The sequence below is a fragment of the Acinetobacter brisouii CIP 110357 genome, assembly GCF_000488275.1.
GTDB lineage: Bacteria > Pseudomonadota > Gammaproteobacteria > Pseudomonadales > Moraxellaceae > Acinetobacter > Acinetobacter brisouii.
This window is the reverse complement of record NZ_KI530762.1, coordinates 592,031-610,747: the sequence shown is the minus strand read 5'-3', so window position 1 is coordinate 610,747 and position 18,717 is coordinate 592,031. Positions and strand designations below refer to the sequence as shown.

The window sequence follows — 18,717 nt, the reverse complement described above, 5'->3', positions numbered from 1 at the left end:
CTCATGATGATGTTTGTTGTTTTGCTTGCTCCCAGAGCTGATCCATCTCACTAAGACTCATGTCGTGTACCGAACGATCTTGTAGCCGAGCCTGATCTTCTATAAAAGCAAATCGTGTTCTAAATTTATGAATCGTTGAGAGTAAAGCGACTTCTCCCGAGAGTTCTAGTTTACGGCCAACATTAATCAAAGAAAATAAACAATCACCAAATTCTGCCTGTATTTCATCAGGATTATTTTGCTGGATGGCTTGTTCCAGTTCGCTTATTTCTTCATGAACTTTACTGAGTGCATCTTGCGTCGTCGCAAAATCAAACCCAATTTTGGCTGCTTTTTTTTGGATCTGCTCTGCCTGAGAAATGGCAGGCCCATGCTTAATATCACTCAAATATGACTGGGTTTGTCCTTGTTTTTCTTGCTGTTTAATTTTCTGCCAAAGTTCTGAAACCTGTTCAGAGCTTAAATTGGCATATTGTTCTGCCTGAAATACATGCGGATGGCGACGAATCAGTTTATCGATGATCGCTTGTACAACATCATCAAAGTTAAATGCCTGCTGCTCAGCATACATTTGCGACTGAAATACGACTTGCAACAACAGATCGCCCAGTTCATTACGAATCTCATCAATTGAACCCTGACGAATTGCATCTTCCACTTCGTAAGCTTCTTCAATCGCATAACGGGTCAGGCTTTGTGGCGTCTGCGCACGATCCCACGGACACTGTTCACGTAGTTGCTGCATGATCTTCAATAGCTGTTCAATTGGCATGTTAACCTCTCAAAATAAAAATTTTGCCAAGAAAAAAGCCAACAATCATGTTGGCTTTTTTGTATGAATTGGATCTTAGTTACCCTGTACCAAACGACGTGCGCTAATAATCCCTGGCTGTTGCTCTAAACGTGCCAACAAGCGAGATAACTGTGACAAACCTTTCACCTCGATCAACAACTTCATATTGGCAATACCATCCGCTTCGGAAATAGTATTCACCTGACGAATATTAATTTGGTCGGCAAAAATCACCTGAGTCAAATCACGCAACAGACCACGGCGGTCATAAGCTTCGATCACAATCTGAACGCTCTGACCACGGGTTGGTTGCAATTCCCAATCGGCATCGACTGCACGTTCTGGTTCCTGAGCAATCATACGAACGTAGTCTAAACATTGTAGTTTGTGAATGCTAACACCGCGATTCAGCGTAATGTAACCACCAATCGGTTCACCGTGTACAGGCTGACAACACTGGGCAATATGCAGCTCAACGTTATCAAGACCGTCAATCAATATGCCATGTGCCGACAAGGTATGGCTGGCGCGTGGATTCAGAGCAGGTTTTAATACCAGTTCAGGTTCATCCTGATCCAGTTTCATGTGGCGGTTGACCTGATTCATCAACGCATGCAGGCTAATGTCGCCACTGACCAAACCGATCAGAATATCATCACCTGTTTTGACATTAAAATGACCACAATATTCATTTAGATCAATACTTTTCGGGTGAATCGCCAAACGCTGCAATTCTTTGGTGAGCAGCTCACGCCCCACTTCCAGGTTTTTGCTGCGGTCTTGCTGTCTAAACCAGTGGCGTAACTTATCTCGCGCACGTGCAGTCTTAATATACCCTAAAGAGCTGACCAACCAGTCGCGATTTGGTTCACGGTCTTTTTTGGTCAGGATTTCAACCTGTTCCCCTGTCTTAAGGGTATAAGTCAACGGCACATAACGTTGATTGACTCGCGCTGCATAGCAGTGGTTACCCACCTGTGTATGCACATGATAGGCAAAGTCGAGGACAGTCGAACCACGCGGCAACTCTTTAATGTCGCCATCACGGCTAAAGACATAGATTTTTTCAAAGTCTTCAAAATCTTGTAACTTATCAAAATCATCTTCATCTTTAGGATGCGCGCTGGTTTCATTGCGCTCCTGATAATGCTCCAGTACAGCACGCAATGAATGCAAACGATGATTAAACGAGAAATCAGTATTTTTCGCACCTTCTTTATAGTTGAAGTGCGAACAAACCCCAAGCTCGGCTTCGTTATGCATCTCCAAAGTACGGATTTGCACTTCCAGTGATTTGTTTTCTGCAATCACGGCGGTGTGCAAAGAGCGGTAACCATTGGCTTTAGGATTGGTAATATAGTCATCAAACTGATGCGGAATATGCCGCCAGATTTGATGAACAATTCCCAGAACGTGATAACATTCAGGCACATCCTTGACCAGCACTCGCAATGCACGAATATCATAAAGCTGATCAAAGCTGAGGTTTTTACTCTTCATTTTGCGGTAAATCGAGTAAATATGTTTAACTCGACCTGTAATTTCCGCTTCAATATCATGGCTTGCCAATTCAGTTTTCAGTTTATTAATCACAAACTGAATATACTGTTCACGCTCTAAACGCTTTTCATTGAGCAATGTGGCGATTTCTTTATAACGGTCTGGCGCTAAAAAGCGAAATGCCAAATCTTCGAGTTCCCATTTTAACTGGGCAATCCCGAGACGGTGTGCCAATGGCGCGTAAATGGTTAAAATCTCACGCGCTACCCGTTCCTGACGATCTTTGGGTGATTTACCCAGCTCACGCAGCTCGTAGGTTCGTTCGGCAAGTTTAATCAGAACCACACGAACATCTTCGGTAACCGAAATCAGCATTTTATAAATGCCTGTCAAATGCTCGCGCTGGTTATTATTAAAGTGATCTTCTAAGCGTTTGTTTTTTTCGATCAGCTCAGAAAGTTTACCCATGGATAATGCACCCTTGACCAGACTGAGTACACCTTCACCATAACGCTGTAACACTTCATCAAGTGTAGTCACACCTTCACGCACACTTCGATAAAGCACAGCAGCAATCAGCGTATTTTCATCGACATGTAAATGCGCCAGAATATTTGCCATCCCGATCCCTGTGGCAAAGGTATTACTGCGGTGACTGACCGTAGTTTCTAATTCTTTTTGTAAAGTTAGCCTTGCAACCTGCTCCAATTGGGTCAGTTTCGCCCCATCCAAATGGTGACGTACGCGCTCTAGCCAATCTGCTAAATCATTTTGCGCTTGTTGGGCATGTTCGACAGTCGTTTCTTCTGACAACTGAGTGAGTCGTTCAGGTAACTGCTCACGTACTGTGACCATACCTATCTCCTTTTATTGTGTCATTCATTATCGTCGTTCATTAAATCTACTTTCTCAAACAAGGTAATCGACTCGACATGACCTGTATGAGTAAACATATCCATGACGCCTGCTGTTTTCAGTTGATATCCCTGTTGTATAAGGATACCAGCATCACGGGCAAGCGTGGCAGGATTACAAGAGACATAAACAATTCGTTTTGCATTAAAATTGGAAATGTAATGCATCACTTGCTCTGCCCCTGAACGAGGAGGATCAATTAATAATGCATCAAATCCTTGTTTCGCCCAAGCTTGCTGTGAAAAATCTTTTGTTAAATCATGTGAATAAAAACGTAACTGCATCAACCCATTATGTAATGCGTTTTCTGTACCACGCTGAACCATGTCCTCACTGCCTTCCACAGCAACCACCTGTCCAGTTTGACCCACACAACGTGCCAGTGGCAGAGAGAAATTTCCCAAGCCACAGAATAAGTCCAGCACACGCTCGCCTTGCTGCAACTTAAGCAATTCACATGCCAATTCTACCATTTGTGCGTTCACTGTCGCATTCACTTGCGTAAAATCTGACGGGGCAAACGCAAAATCGACATCAAAAGCGTCTAAACGATAATGCAAACGCATTGGCTGTGCTGCATCGACCCGATGAATACTGTCAATACCTTCGGGCTGCAAATACAATTGCCAATTTTTCTGCTGGACAAAATCTAGAAGTTTTTGAACATCTGGTTGAATTAAAGCTTTGGTATGACGCAACAATAATGCAGTTTCATCATCTCCCATTGCCAATTCTATATGACCAATATCGGCTTTGCCTTTTAGACTTTCGAGTAATTTTTTCAGTTCAGGCAAAGACTGGTCGAGTTTTTGATCAAGTACGGGGCAATGTTGTATATCAATTAAACGATTGCTTTGGCGCTCACGAAAACCCATCACCAATTGCTGCTTTTTCGGAATATAACGCACGCCGATCCGCGCACGCCGACGGTAGTCACTGCGCTGTGAGCGAATTGGTTCAAGCCAAAATTCAGGTTCGATTCCCGCAAAATGTTGCAAATGCGATGCCAGCACCTGTTGTTTAAAACGAATCTGCTCATCAGGATGCATGTGCTGCAAGTTACAGCCGCCACAGTGCTGAAAATGCGGGCAAATAGGTGTAATACGCTGTTCAGAAGGCTCAGATACCAATTCAAGCGTATCCGCTTCTTCTAAGCGTTTGGCTTGATGGGTAATTTTCGCCTTGACCTGTTCATGAGGTAAAGCAAACTGAATAAATACTTTCTTGCCATGCTTGTGCGCTGGATGTCCAAGCTGCACATCATAATGGGCAATCCCTCGTCCCTCGTGCGATAAAGATTCCACTTGAAAAGTGTAGACTTCCGAAGAAGCGCTGCGAGTCTGGGTGTGCTGTTTCAAAAACAAAAACCTAATCTTGAACTGGGAAAAAATCAGAAGTAAATGGCGTACGCTGGGCAGTTTTCTGCCATTGCGCCAAGAATTCCTGCTGTTGGGGCTGGGTTGCCAAATACTGAATCGTCGCATCCACTAACTGGCGATGATCTTCTGCCAATAACTGCCCTTTAAGCAGCATCCAGCGCAAATAAATCAGCCATGTGTTTAATACATCGCCTTCACAATACTGGGCCAACGCTGTCCATGCCTGCTGGCGAACTTGTTCAGGCACCAAATAACCTGCACCTTGACGTTTACCTGGAAAACCGAGCAACTGCGCAATATCATCGAGTTTCTGGAAATTGCGTCCATTAAACATCGCCATCACATCCATCAGGTCGACATGTTGATGGTGATAACGGTTTTGGTAATTGTTAAAGCGCTTTTGACTGTCGATTTCACCTTGATCAAACAAGGCAGGCGCCGACAAGCCATGATACATGGCGCGAAACAGAATCACAGGTAAATCGAACTGTGAACCATTCCAGCTCACCAAAACAGGATGGCGTTTTTCAAAAATCGACAGAAATTTCTGCAACATACTGGCTTCAGAATCATGCTCTCGATTAAACGAAAACAACCTTAAACCTTTTTCATCGAACCACAACCCTGAAATACACACGATTTCATGCAATGGAATCCGTTGAAAATCACTGCCATGCTCTTGACGGCGCAATTTGTTTAAAGCCTGTTGCAGATCATCTTGCGATAAATCATGCAACTGATACAAATGCGCTCCCGCATTTAAATCGGTAATGGTTTCAATATCGAATACTAAAACGGGTAAGCGCATGCAAACTCTCTATTCTTGATCTTGTACAGAAAACAACCCTGTAGACAGGTAACGGTCGCCGCGATCACAGATAATGCACACGATGACCGCATCAGGTTGTTCTGCTGCTATTTTTAATGATGCCCACACCGCGCCACCCGATGATGTTCCTGCACTAATGCCTTCAACACGCGCCAGTTGACGCATGGTTTTTTCAGCTTCAATTTGTGGAATATCAATAATACGGTCAATGCGTGAAGGATCAAAAATTGTAGGCAGGTATTCTTTAGGCCAACGGCGAATCCCTGCGATACTTGAACCTTCTTCAGGCTGTAAACCTACAATCTGAATATCTGGGTTTTGTTCTTTTAAATATTTTGACACGCCCATAATGGTGCCTGTCGTGCCCATTGCACTAACAAAATGCGTGATTTTTCCAGCAGTTTGTTGCCAGATTTCTGGGCCAGTGGTGAGGTAATGGGCTTCTGGATTATCAAGGTTACCAAACTGGTTCAACACCAGACCTTTACCCTCTTGCTGCATCTGCATCGCCAAATCGCGTGCACCTTCCATACCTTGCTTTTGAGTCACTTCAATCAGCTCAGCACCATAAGCTGACATCGCATCTTTACGCTCTTGGCTCATGTTGTCAGGCATAATGAGCTTCATTTTATAGCCACGCATAGCAGCGACCATAGCAAGCGCAATGCCTGTGTTGCCACTGGTGGCTTCAATCAGAGTATCACCTGGTTTGATTTGCCCACGTTTTTCTGCCTGCATAATCATATTGTAAGCAGGGCGATCCTTCACTGAACCAGCGGGATTATTACCTTCCAGTTTCGCAAGTACCGTGGCGTTGGTATGACAGGCTAAACGCTGTAAACGAACCAATGGAGTTTTGCCAACGTAATGATCTAACAAGAATTCATCTGCGAAAAAGTCTGGATTGTAATTACTCATAATATGTACCTAGATCGAGGTGGGCATATTGTATGAAAAAATACTCCTTACTGCACCCATTTCGCCATTTTTTCTGAAAATCATGAAAGCCATAACAGCTTAGGCAAAGCATGCTAATATGCCGAGGTTGGGGAATAAATTGCATTGGTTATGGCAAAACTGAAAAAATCTTTATTACAACGGCTACAACTTAATCATGCTTACGGGCAGTTAGTTGCGCTTATTTTTATTCCAATTGCCATTATTGCTGCAGTTGGCAGTATTTTAGTCATTCAAGAAACATCGGCATCGGCTCGCAGTCAACAGCGTCATGTTGCGATTGCCATCTTGTCTCGCTACCAGAAAACTGCTGAACTACTCACATATGCTGTTGAAAAAAAACCAGAAATACAACCACAAGCGCGCAATATTTTAATGCGCATGCTCAATGAGCCTTACTTGCAACGTGCAGCCTTGTTACAGGCAGATGGTAAAATACTACTCAGCATAGGCTATCAACCGCAGTTGACCTGGCCGAAAATCACCGCCAATAGTGGCTTCATTGGCCCTGTGCATTTCCATCACAACAGCATCTATGCTGCCAAAGTTTCTCCAGCAGGTGCACAGCCCGCATGGCTGGTGATTGAACTGGACAATAAACCCTTAGAAATTGCCCATTATCGGGTGATTACCGTTCTATTAATTACGGTATTTATCACATTATTATTGTTAATGATGTGTCTGAATTTCTATTCGCGCCGCTGGATTGCACCGCTGTATGAAATACGGATGCAACTACAGCGTTTAAATGCGGATAATCTCGATCAACCTGTTGCGATTAACAGTAGTGGTGAATTGCGTTCACTGCAAAAAGACCTTGCCAACATGCTCAAGCGTCTGCACTACAGCTTTTTAGAGTTACGTGAACACACCGAACAAACTGAAGATGACTTACGACGTACGCTCGACACGCTCGAAGTACAAAACATTACCTATCGCCAAGCACGCGACCAAGCGGTTTCCGCCAACCAGTCCAAATCGGTGTTTTTAGCCAATATCAGTCATGAATTGCGCACGCCGCTGAACAGTATTGATGGCTTTATTCATTTGATGTTACGCCAAAATAACCTCAGCAATGAACAAAACCTGTATCTGCAAACCATCCGAAAATCTTCTGCGCACTTACTGGCACTGATTAACGATGTTCTGGATTTTTCTAAAATTGATGCGGGAAAACTTGAGTTAGAAACCGCACCTTTTGATCTTGAAAGTGCCATGTTTGACGTCATGGACATGCTCTCGCCTTTGGCATCGCAAAAAAATATCAACATTGCCTTTTATTTCGGTAATGACTTACCGAACGAAGTGATTGGCGATGTACTACGCTTTAAACAGATTCTGACCAACCTGATTTCGAATGCAATTAAATTCACCCCTGAAGGCGAAATTATTGTGCGTGCGCGGATGGAACATGATGACTTCGGCGAATGCATCATTCATTTTAGTGTGCAAGACAGCGGTATTGGTGTCAGTGGCAATGACCGTAAAAAACTGTTTGAATCATTCTCGCAAGGCGATGCATCTGTGACCCGCCAATTTGGTGGTACAGGCTTAGGTTTAGCCATTTCCAAACAACTGGTGCATTTGATGCACGGTCAGATTGGCTTTGAAGACAACCAAGAGCGCGCGCCTACCGAGAAAGGTTCGACTTTCTGGTTTACTGCCAAATTTAAAGTGGACGATGAACAGGAAGCACCTCATATCGACTTTAGCCATGTGCATGTGGTGTCATTTTTGTCACACCCTGCCACGGCCAATATTTTCCGTCATTACTTAGAAAATTATCACACCAACCACAGCGAAGCCTTTTCACTGCTAGATCTGTTTAGCCGTCTGCATCATTTGCCTGCAGATGAATACACTTGGGTGGTGGTCGATCATGGCGGCGATACTCATGCATTACTGAAGGAAATTCGTACCCGTTATCAGGGGCATTTAGCTGTATATGGCTATCAAATGTCGTTAGAGCCGAATATTCTGAGTGAATTCCGCGCTACGCCACTGTATCAGCCACTCAGTCGTAGTGCTTTGCTTCAGCTTTTAAACAACCAGATCAATTTTGAAGAAGAAGATAAAGAATCTTTCGATGGTCAGGGCTTGCATGTCTTGGCTGTAGATGATCATTTGCCTAACCTGATTGTGCTTGAAGCTTTGCTGGGCGAACTGAATGTGACTACCACCAAGGCGCTCAGCGGACAAGATGCGCTGAACCTGATTCAACAGCGTCTGGACAAAAAACAGAAACCATTTGACCTGATTTTCATGGACATTCAAATGCCTGTCATGTCTGGGATTGATACCACACGTGCAATTCGCTCACTGGAATCCACGCTTGAAAATGTACGCTTCCCGATCATTGCCCTGACTGCGCATGCTCTTGCCGATGAAAAACAAAAACTGTTGGCTGTCGGTATGGACGACTATGTGTCAAAACCGATTCAGATCGAACAACTCATCCAGATTTTAACTCAGCACACCAGTCAGCATTTTGCAGAAGGCAACAATAAACCTGCGCACAATACAGCGCTTGATCATCTTGACCCTGAGATTCTGGACTGGCAGCAAAGTGTACAACTGGCAGCCAACAAAGAAGATCTGGCGCTGGATTTACTACAAATGCTGGTAGACAGTTTTAAAACCGAGCTGAATGAAATGCAACAACTGATTGAAATGGAAGACTTTCCACAGTTAGAGCATGTATTACATCGTCTCTATGGTGCGACCCGCTATGTCGGTGTCCCAAAACTTCAACAGGTTTCAGGCGAATTTGAACAGTTTGTTTCAATTTTACGTAAAGAACGACGCGTTGCTGATGAGGCATTTATTCAGGAAACCATTAAACACTTTGATGAGTTGACTCTGATCATTAGTCAGACCGAACATGCAGCACTAAGCATTTTGCATAAATGACTCGGCTGTCAATTTACCGAGAGTGCAGCTCTGCTACACTCAAAGTAAATTGACCTCAGGATGAAGCCAACCATGTCGCTACTACGTATAGAAAACAACAATAATATTGTCACGGTGTATTTGAACCGCCCTGAAAAACGCAATGCGATGAGTTTTGCCTTACTCAAAGAGCTTTATAAGACAGGGCAACGCCTGCGTCGAGATCGCAACATACGGGCCGTGATTTTGACAGGTGAAGCACAAGTCTTTAGTGCAGGTATTGATCTGAGCGATTTAAACTCCCCTCAGCAACGCGCTTTTGCCTTGTGGGAGCTGATTAAACCCCAGCAAAGCCTGTTTCAAAAAGCTTTTTTGGTATGGCAACAGTTGCCTGTGCCTGTCATTGCCGCACTTGAAGGCTACTGTTTTGGCGCTGGCATGCAGTTAGCACTGGCTGCGGATATTCGAATTAGCCATCCTGATACTCAATTTTCAATTATGGAAAGCCGTTGGGGGCTAGTGCCTGATATGGGGCTGAGCCAATCTCTCAAAGGCTTGATTGGCATTGACCTCGCCAAAGAACTGACCTTTACCGCGCGCATTTTTGATGCCAGTTATGCCCAACAAATTGGCTTGGTCAGTCATCTGGATGCATCTCCTTTACAACATGCAGAAGCCTTGGCACAAGAAATTGCCCTGCGCTCTCCAGATGCAGTCATGGCAGCCAAAGCGGTACTGAACAGCATGTTGCATCAACCTGTAAAAACAGCTTTACGCCTCGAAAAAATTTGGCAACTCAAGCTCATTCTTGGTAAAAATAGTCGACTGGCTAGACTGAAAGATAAAACACCCGAGATCAACTATCTCAAACGCCAATATCAAGACTAAAGATAGAGAACAAACAATGACTGGATGTCCACAAAAAATTGCATTTCTAGGTATGGGACTGATGGGGAGCCGCATGGCAAGCCGCTTACTCTCTGCCAATTTTCAAGTCGCGGTCTGGAATCGTAGCCCTGCTGCCTGTACAGAACTCCTTGAACAAGGTGCAACTTTGCTCAGCCTCAAGCAAATTGCCGAATATCCTGTCATTTTACTGTGCCTTGCCGATGATACGGCGGTCGAGCATGTATTTGAGCAAATGCAGCCCTATTTGCAAGCAGGTCAGATTATTGTGGATTTCTCCAGTCTGTCGGTCAACAAAACCATTGAACTGGCGCAACTTGCCGCACAGCAACAAATCAGCTGGATTGATTCGCCAGTTTCTGGTGGGACATTAGGTGCAGAACAAGGCAGTTTGGTCATTTTTGCAGGCGGTGATGCAGAAGTAATTCAACAATTACAGCCTGTTTATGCGCCACTTTCGCAGCGAGTGACACGCATGGGCGACACAGGAACTGGACAAGCGACCAAAATCTGTAACCAGCTTATTGTTGCTGCCAATAGTACCTTGATCGCTGAAGCTGTTGCACTGGCAGCGCAAGCTGGAGTCGACACCCGTTTACTCGCTCCTGCACTTGCCAATGGATTTGCAGACTCCAAACCCTTTCAAATTTTAGCGCCACGTATGGCAACAGCGCAGTATCAACCTGTACAATGGAAAGTACAGACTTTAAGCAAAGATCTGCAAAATGCCGTATCTTTAGCAAACCAATACCAATTGGATATTCCTGTCGCACAGCGTGCCTTAGAGCAACTCAAAAACCATCAACAACATGGTTATGCCGAGCAGGATTTATCAACCATCATTGAGCAGGTACGACATCCTGCCACTACGGAGGGCTAAAACATGAGTAAACTGGCTGTTAATTTGTCCATGATTTTTACCGAAGTCCCTCTGATCGAACGTTTCGCACTGGCTCGAAAACACGGCTTTGATCATGTGGAAATTCAATTCCCTTATGAACTGAGTGTTGAGCAAATTCGTACACAACTCGAACAACACCATCTGTCTTTATGCCTGATCAATGCTCCTGCTGGCGACCTCATGCAAGGCGGACTTGGGCTGGCAGGAATTCCAGGGCGTGAACGTGAATTTTTTCATGGGATACAGCAAGCTGCACGCTATGCCACCTTGCTTAATGTGCCAAGCGTCAATATTCTCTCAGGCAAACAGCCTTACGATGCCGACCTGTTGCCTTGTCTTGAAGTTTTATCGAAAAACCTCAAACTGGCTTGTCACGTTTTGACGGACTACCATGTGCAACCTGTGTTTGAAATGGTCAATGGCACAGATATGCCGCGCTTTCTGATTCAAAATATCGCTCAGGCACAGGACATGCTGGACGCAGTGAATAACCCTGCACTGAAAATTCAGTATGACTGTTATCACATGGCCATGATGGGTGAAGATGTACTTGAGGGCTTGCAGGAAAATATTACCCAAATCGGACATATTCAGTTTGCGGACTGCCCAAACCGTCATGAACCCAATACAGGCTCAATTGCCTATGACAAAATTTTTTACTGGCTGAAACACAGTTCGTATCAGGGTTATATTGCTGCTGAATATAAACCGAGCAATCATTCTGAACAAAGCTTTGGGTGGAAAACACAATTTTTTGCAAATATATCCTGATCATTTCGTAGCAAAATTTGAATTTTTCGCGTAAAAAGGCTATAGTTCACAATGAGTAATTGTCAGGAACAACATACCTCTTATGAATTTAGAACCATCGCCCGGCGCTTCTAATTCTCACAACCACTCTGTGGTAGATACACAAACTCAAGATGTGAGCGCTTGCCTGAAGGTCATCCAACATGCCCTTCAAGATGTTAAAGCCAAAGATATTATTGAACTTGATGTCAGCAGCATCAGCAATGTCGCAGATGCGATTGTGATTGCTAGCGGTACATCAACTCGCCATGTAAAAGCCCTTGCAGACAATGTCGCAGAAGAAGCCCGCAAAGCAGGCTTCCGCCCAATCGGAATCGAAGGCGAACGCGATGCTGAATGGATCTTGATTGATCTCGGCTATGTTGTGGTACATGTCATGCTTCCAACAGCACGTAAATTCTATGATTTAGAAAGCTTATGGCGCGTGCCTGATGCGTCAGTAGCATAAAAATAAATAAAAAGCGACTCAAATGAGTCGCTTTTTTACGCACGCTAGAATTTAAAACGCAGGTTTAAATTGATCTGACGTTCATCCCCCACAGCCACCACATAGTTACTTATCCCACCTGCATAATATTCAGTGTTAAAGATATTTTTTGCATTCACACTGGCTTGCCAGTTTCGAGCCTTATACCCCAACTCTGCATCAAACAATGCATAGCCAGGAATAGTATAATTATACTTATAGCTGGTTTTCTTCGACTCGCTACGCACACCAGCACCAACAAACCAGCCCTGCAATGCCTCTTGGTTAAATTCATAACGGGTAGACAGATTAAACATTTGCTTTGACACATTGTTTAAGCGTTCACCCATATAACTGGTCATCTCACTGTCCACGATGCGAGCTGTTGGCAAATAAGTATAGTTTGCACTGATCACCCAGTTCGGTAAAACACGTGCGGTCAGCTCAGTTTCAATCCCTTGAGTATTTTCCTCACCTGTCTGGTAATTATCTCCATTGGCATCGCTTGACACCACATTAAAGCGGGTCAAATCGAACCATGCCAAACTGGCTTGCAAACGTCGATCAAGTGCCTGAAATTTAAAGCCGACTTCATATTGTTTGGCTTTTTCAGGGGCAAAGACGTTGCCATTTACATCCACATCGGTCACAGGTAAAAATGAAGTCGAATAACTCACATATGGAGAAACCCAATCATTGAAGGTATAAAGCCCTGCGATGCTGCCAGAAAATGCCTGACTGTTTTTACCATTCGTTGAGCGAGATACATGACTTTTTGCATCGACAGATGCCCAGTCATGTCGCAAGCCCAGATTGACATTGAATTGATCCGTTACATCAATCTGGTCTCTAAAATACAGCCCCATGGTTTTGAGCGTCGTTTCAACACTGTCGCTACGTAATGTCTTGGTCGCACACCAGTCTTTACTGGTATAACTTGGTGCATAAATATTTAAAGCGCCAATGCTACAGTTGTAGTTCCAAAGATCTCGAGTGTCATGCATGGCATCTAGTCCAAGCATAATATGATGCTGCATGTTGGCGAGATCGAAAGTGTTGGCAATATTGTTATCAATACTGACATTTAGATCATCATAATGCTGATCACGCCCCTGACGGGTAATGCTCGTACTTGTCGGACTCGATTTACTGATAAAGACGACCTGACCATCTAGGCGCGATTTTTGGACAGCAAAGTTCTGTTTGAATGTCCAGCCATTATCAAAAACATGTTTAAAGTTATATCCAACACGATACGTATCCGAAATATAAGGGTCCATACTCGGCTCACCAATAAATAAGTGACGATCTACTTCACCATTACTATTCGGCAAAATGCTGCCATAAACAGGCAAGCCTTGCTGACGCACATATTCTTTATGGCTGTAGCTGGTGATCACTGACAAATTGGTTTGTGGGCCTAAATCAAAATTATAAGAAGGCGAAATATAGAAATTTTTAAAATAAACATGATCGGTTGGGTCATCCTGATCGGAATACGTGGCATTTAAACGCCATGCTGCCTTATCCGAACCCTCTACCGTATGATTGGTATCAAAACCCACTTGACGCAGGTTATTGCTACCATAACGCAAATCCACCTGATTAAAATTATCCTGCACAGGGCGTTTGGTCACCAGATTTACAATCCCTCCTGGTGCTGTTTGCCCGAAGTCCATCGAATCTGGCCCTTTCACTACTTCAACACGCTCTAAACCTGTAATATTACTGGCCACATCAGAAGCCTGTGCCTGACGCAGACCATCAACATAAATCGCATCGGAGGACAATTGTCCACGGATAATAAAATCATCCGAACCACGGCGACCCAAGGGTGCCGAGATTACCCCTGCCACACCCTGAATTGCATCGGTCAGATTCATGGCTTGCTTTTCTTCAATCTGTTCACGCGTCACCACAGACACCGATTTTGCCGTTTTAAACAGTGGTTGCTCAGACTTCAAACTTTGCGTGGTGGTTGCAACATAACTGTCTTTTTTTGGGGCTTTCGTTACAGTCAATGTGATGGTCGGGAGAACATTTTCATCTGCAAAAACAGGCTGCATCGCAGCCATAAGTGCCAAAGCCAAACTACTTGGCATAAACAAAGGGATTTTTTTCATAAAATCTGCAAAGTATGAACATAAAAATATTTGTAAATATTAAACTTATTAATAATTATTCTCAATAAAAACCAAAAAATCTTATTACATATCTTTTAAACATCTAAAAATGAAAACAAAATTAAACATTTAAGTCTACATGCTCAACTATGATCTTTCTTTTCATAAAATATAAATACGATTAATTAAATCATTCATTTAGTAAAAATTAACAATTTTTTATCTCTATATTGTAAAAAAAGAAGCCACAGCTTTACATCTCATCGCAAGTTCAACCTTTATCCATGAAAAACTATTATTCATAACAATAACTTATATTTTTCTAAAGTTTAAAATTGCCTGTGTAATCTGTGACTGTATTTGCTGCCAATGTTCTAAGTCACCTCTTGAATACCTAGCATAAACATCAAGATGCATATTCGGCTCTAAATCAAAATATTGTGTACACTGTGCACTACGCACTTGTCGATTACTACATTTTATAAATACTACAATCTCACCATTTTTATTTCGTTGAATAAATACGTCTTTTGCATATTGATTTTCACGCCAAGGCATATTGGTTTTAGGATCAACTTCTGGCGGAGCATAAACCTCAAGCCCATATTGTTTATCCGCAAGCTTAGCGTATGTATGAACTGGAGAATCTTTAGTCTGTGGGTGAATCGTTCCATCACCAAGACGATGAGTCGAGCCTTTACCGCAATATCTTTTACCCGAGTTAATACCAACAGAAATCCAAGGGTTATCAGATTGCAAATACTTTTCCTTGTATTCTTTTCTCAAATTTTCATTATTTTTATCTAGCAATTGGCCATCGGTATAACGAATGTCAAAACCAAAACTATTGATTTTAGATTGATAGGTTCTTTCAGGGATATCTCCTACTCGTTTTTCACCCCAACTCGGATCTCCATCATATTCAACCAAACGAACAATATGATTCGGTAAATTGACAGGTACGCCTCCCAAATCTCCGATGGTCACAGTTGAGTGGATCTGTTTAGTATCGGATGATTTGTCAAAACACCCTGTTAAGCTAACCAGTGCTGTATTTATGAGTAAGATTTTTAGCATTTTTAAATATATATTTTGAATCATCATTTATTACTAAAAAATATTTTATGTTTATACGATATTAAACCTTAAAAGGATAAAAATAGCGAATCAGGTAGAATCCTATTATTTAACTACAATTAAAAAATATAATACAATCAACTATTAAGCACAGTATATCCAAGTTGGATATTTTTAACTCTCGTTTTCCATTTGTTCTAAATCAGTTTGCATTCAGTCATTGTTACATTACCCTTCAGCCGAGGTTGCATCTTTTCTTAGATCATAGACCCGTTTCAAACCTTGATTGGATATGATCTGATCATCTAACTACATGGTCAAATCATCTGATTGAAAGTGTTAATGCTGACTTTTTATACAGTTCAATTTTAGTTTGCCCTGCATATTCTTTTTGCTCGTAATTCACCTGATTTTTATTTATCGGTAAGATCATTTGATGGTTCACTGAATTTTTATGAATGAATTTCATTCAGTGAACCAATGTGTCGTTATTTGGCTTTCTTACTTTTGCGTTCTTCAACTGCGAATTTAAGTAAGGCTGCACCACGATAAAAACCATGTGCGAACTTGCCAAAAGGAATGGTTAAAAACAGGGTCATGACGGTTGCCAAATGCACAACCAATAAAAGCGCCATCCATGAACTATCGCGTAATCCAAGTAGTGCTAAACCCGTGGTACTGATCAGAAGTAAAAGAAAAATAAATCCACGATCCATTGGCTTCTGTTTTGGATCACCATGCTTTGGATCACGTTTTAAATTCAGCGATAATAATCCCGCAGGGCCAATAATTAAACCAAGCCCACCCAAAGTCCCCAAAATTACGGGCACACTGAAAAATGGATAAGGCGCGTGAATATTCAATAAAAAGTGATAGGCTGTTGCGACCAGTGTGGCGGCAAAACACAGCAGGAAACCATACATGGTGAAATGGTGAAATCGACGACGAGCAAGTGTGTAACGATCATCTTCTTCGTTACAGCCTTTACCATGCCCACCATCTAGATATTTTAGTGTTAAGATATTTTTAGTGGCTTGTAAAATATCAGGTTGTTCGACACCCCCTGCAACCACTTCTGAAGTTTGATTCCAAAATTTTCGTATGCCAAAGTACAGTAAAATAAACGCCACCACAAATACTGAACCGAAAATTACCGCCAAGAAATTATGTGGAAATATCGCGTAAAAATTACCTTGATAATGACCAAATAAATCGTTGCCCTGCAGCGTAGAAGCAAGCAACATAAAGGCGATAAACGCGACAACCAAAAGGCTGACAATCGTGATCCCTGCTTTTTGATACAATTTACCAAAGGCATGAGGCGTCGCAAATTTTTGATATGTTTCTAAACGAACTTGCGCCATTGCCTGAGGAATATTCACCCCAAACTCATGCGGCGGAGCGTATTGGCAAGCATGCAGACACGCCCCACAGTTATGACAAAGATTGGCCATATAGTGAATATCAGCCTGATTAAACTCTAACCGTTTTGTCATTGCTGGAAATACAGCACAAAATGACTCGCAATAACGGCAAGCATTACAAATCTGTAAAGCCTGTTTCACCTGTTCTTCATTGGCCGTGAGCTGCACCACAGGAATTAAAGATTTTGATTGAGCATTCATTAAACAACCTCCTTATTGAAAGCAGGTTTTTTCAAAGCAGAAAGTGCTGCATTTTTGCCTGCAATACGCCCAAATGTCGTACCGATCGACATACCCACACCTGCGGTATAGCCTTGTCCTAGTACATTTCCAGCCATCATTTCCCCTGCCACATATAAATTTGGACTCGGAACTTGGTCAAAACGCACAGCCGCATCTTTTTCGACTTTCATACCCAAGTAAGTAAATGTAATCCCTGGTTTCAAGGCATAGGCATAATAAGGTGGCGAATCCAAAGGCACTGCCCAATGCGTTTTGGCTGGGCTTAAATTTTCAGTATGGCAGTCATCTAAAATGGTGTGATTAAACTCACCTCTGACACAAGCCTGATTAAAATCGTTGACGGTTTTTTCCAGCGTGTCTGGATCGAGATGGATCAGTGCTGCAAGTTCACGAATGGTATTGGCTTTACGACCTTCAAATACAGGCGGCATAAAGCGCCCCACTGATTTTGAATCGATAATCGAGAAGCCAATTTGATTCGGCTGTTTCGCGACTAAACGTCCCCAAATGGCATAACGTTTAGGCCAAAAATCCTCGCCTTCATCATAGAAGCGCACTGCATTTTGATTAACCACAATCCCTAGAGATACACAGTCAATTCGGGTACAAATCCCGCCATCATAAAGTGGCGCACGGGCATCCACAGCCACACAGTGGGATTGAGATGGATCACCAATCACATCTGCACCTTGCTCAATCATAAATTTGAGTAAAGTGCCCTGATTAAAACGTGTTCCACGAATAATAAAATTATCGGCAGGCCATTCGCCCGCTTCATTTTGTCCCCAAGCTTCACGCAACCATTCTAAATTTGACTCAAAACCACCAGCGGCAAGTACACAAGATTTTGCTTCATATCGCGTTCCATCCTCAGCGATTGCTGCAATAAACCGACTACCGTCCAACTCTAATTCTTTAATTTTGGTGTTGTAGCGAACGTCAACACCCAGATTTTCTGCACTTCGAAAATACGCATTGACCAAAGCCTTACCACCTCCCATAAAAAAGGCGTTGGTACGTGCCACATGCAGTGCACCAGAGAGTGGCGGCTGGAAATTAACCCCGTGTTTTTTCATCCATTCGCGGCAAGTTTCCGTACTGCGGATAACGAGGCGCGCCAATTCTTCATTAGTTTTTCCACCTGTGACTTTGAGCAAATCTTGCCAATATTCTTCTTCTGGGTAAGCGTCGATCAGCACATCTTGCGGTGCATTATGCATACAGCGTAAATTACGGGTATGTTGTGAATTACCACCACGCCATTCCTTAGGCGCGGCTTCAAGCAATAATACTGATGCACCCTCTTCACGTGCAGTTATTGCTGCACATAAAGCGGCATTGCCACCACCAATTACAAGCACATCATACATGTGATTCATCCCTCTATATTTGGGACAAATTTAAGCGAAAATACACCATGCCGTAAGCAGGCAAAAGCGATGAGGGGTTTAATATTTTTAAACATCAAATTATTTATATTTAAAAAATAAAATACCTTTTTTATT

General features: G+C 42.8%; 14 protein-coding genes. 5 read left to right on the top strand and 9 right to left on the bottom strand.

Translation table 11 applies throughout. The features are described 5' to 3' along the window. Position 1: 1 nt before the first annotated feature. From mazG to cysM, 5 genes are all read right to left on the bottom strand, one after another. A complete protein-coding gene (gene mazG / locus P255_RS02870) occupies positions 2-766 on the bottom strand; it encodes a nucleoside triphosphate pyrophosphohydrolase (protein ID WP_035365252.1) in 765 nt (254 codons plus the stop codon). Positions 767-847: 81 nt separating this feature from the next. Next, on the bottom strand, positions 848-3,148 hold the full coding sequence (locus P255_RS02865) for a RelA/SpoT family protein (protein ID WP_004903426.1): 2,301 nt from the start codon (positions 3,146-3,148) through the stop codon (positions 848-850). Between the two features lie 20 nt (positions 3,149-3,168). Continuing rightward, a complete protein-coding gene (rlmD, locus tag P255_RS02860) occupies positions 3,169-4,566 on the bottom strand; it encodes a 23S rRNA (uracil(1939)-C(5))-methyltransferase RlmD (RefSeq protein ID WP_004903425.1) in 1,398 nt (465 codons plus the stop codon). 10 nt (positions 4,567-4,576) lie between these two features. Beyond that, positions 4,577-5,395: a 3'-5' exonuclease gene (locus P255_RS02855; protein WP_004903422.1), complete on the bottom strand. Its 819-nt coding sequence runs from the start codon at positions 5,393-5,395 to the stop codon at positions 4,577-4,579. Positions 5,396-5,404: 9 nt separating this feature from the next. Next, a complete protein-coding gene (gene cysM / locus P255_RS02850) occupies positions 5,405-6,334 on the bottom strand; it encodes a cysteine synthase CysM (protein ID WP_004903421.1) in 930 nt (309 codons plus the stop codon). Between the two features lie 150 nt (positions 6,335-6,484). Here cysM and P255_RS02845 point away from each other — a divergent pair, with 150 nt between their 5' ends. The 5 genes from P255_RS02845 (at position 6,485) to rsfS (ending at position 12,327) form a co-directional block, all read left to right on the top strand. Further along, positions 6,485-9,283 (top strand): GacS-like sensor histidine kinase, encoded by a 2,799-nt coding sequence (locus tag P255_RS02845; protein ID WP_004903419.1) that lies wholly within the window; start codon positions 6,485-6,487, stop codon positions 9,281-9,283. A gap of 72 nt (positions 9,284-9,355) precedes the next feature. Beyond that, positions 9,356-10,150, top strand: coding sequence for a crotonase/enoyl-CoA hydratase family protein (locus P255_RS02840; protein WP_004903416.1), 795 nt, complete (start codon positions 9,356-9,358; stop codon positions 10,148-10,150). A gap of 16 nt (positions 10,151-10,166) precedes the next feature. Further along, complete coding sequence (locus tag P255_RS02835; protein ID WP_004903415.1) at positions 10,167-11,048, top strand: NAD(P)-dependent oxidoreductase; 882 nt, start codon at positions 10,167-10,169, stop codon at positions 11,046-11,048. 3 nt (positions 11,049-11,051) lie between these two features. Next, the gene (locus tag P255_RS02830; protein WP_004903412.1) at positions 11,052-11,840 is read left to right on the top strand and encodes a hydroxypyruvate isomerase family protein; all 789 of its coding nucleotides are present in this window, start codon (positions 11,052-11,054) and stop codon (positions 11,838-11,840) included. Between the two features lie 82 nt (positions 11,841-11,922). Continuing rightward, entirely contained in the window at positions 11,923-12,327 is a 405-nt protein-coding gene (gene rsfS / locus P255_RS02825) for a ribosome silencing factor (protein WP_004903410.1), read from the top strand. Between the two features lie 44 nt (positions 12,328-12,371). Here rsfS and P255_RS02820 read toward each other — a convergent pair whose 3' ends face one another. The 4 genes from P255_RS02820 to tcuA form a co-directional block, all read right to left on the bottom strand. Continuing rightward, on the bottom strand, positions 12,372-14,468 hold the full coding sequence (locus tag P255_RS02820) for a TonB-dependent siderophore receptor (protein ID WP_004903409.1): 2,097 nt from the start codon (positions 14,466-14,468) through the stop codon (positions 12,372-12,374). 312 nt (positions 14,469-14,780) lie between these two features. Continuing rightward, complete coding sequence (locus P255_RS02815; protein ID WP_004903408.1) at positions 14,781-15,572, bottom strand: hypothetical protein; 792 nt, start codon at positions 15,570-15,572, stop codon at positions 14,781-14,783. A 461-nt stretch (positions 15,573-16,033) separates the two neighbouring features. Next, positions 16,034-17,170 carry a tricarballylate utilization 4Fe-4S protein TcuB gene (tcuB, locus tag P255_RS02810; RefSeq protein ID WP_004903407.1) on the bottom strand — a complete coding sequence of 379 codons (1,137 nt, stop codon included), beginning with the start codon at positions 17,168-17,170 and terminating at the stop codon, positions 16,034-16,036. Then, the gene (gene tcuA / locus P255_RS02805) at positions 17,170-18,582 is read right to left on the bottom strand and encodes an FAD-dependent tricarballylate dehydrogenase TcuA (RefSeq protein ID WP_004903405.1); all 1,413 of its coding nucleotides are present in this window, start codon (positions 18,580-18,582) and stop codon (positions 17,170-17,172) included. Before tcuA ends, tcuB begins: the two co-directional genes overlap by 1 nt. Positions 18,583-18,717 lie beyond the last annotated feature (135 nt).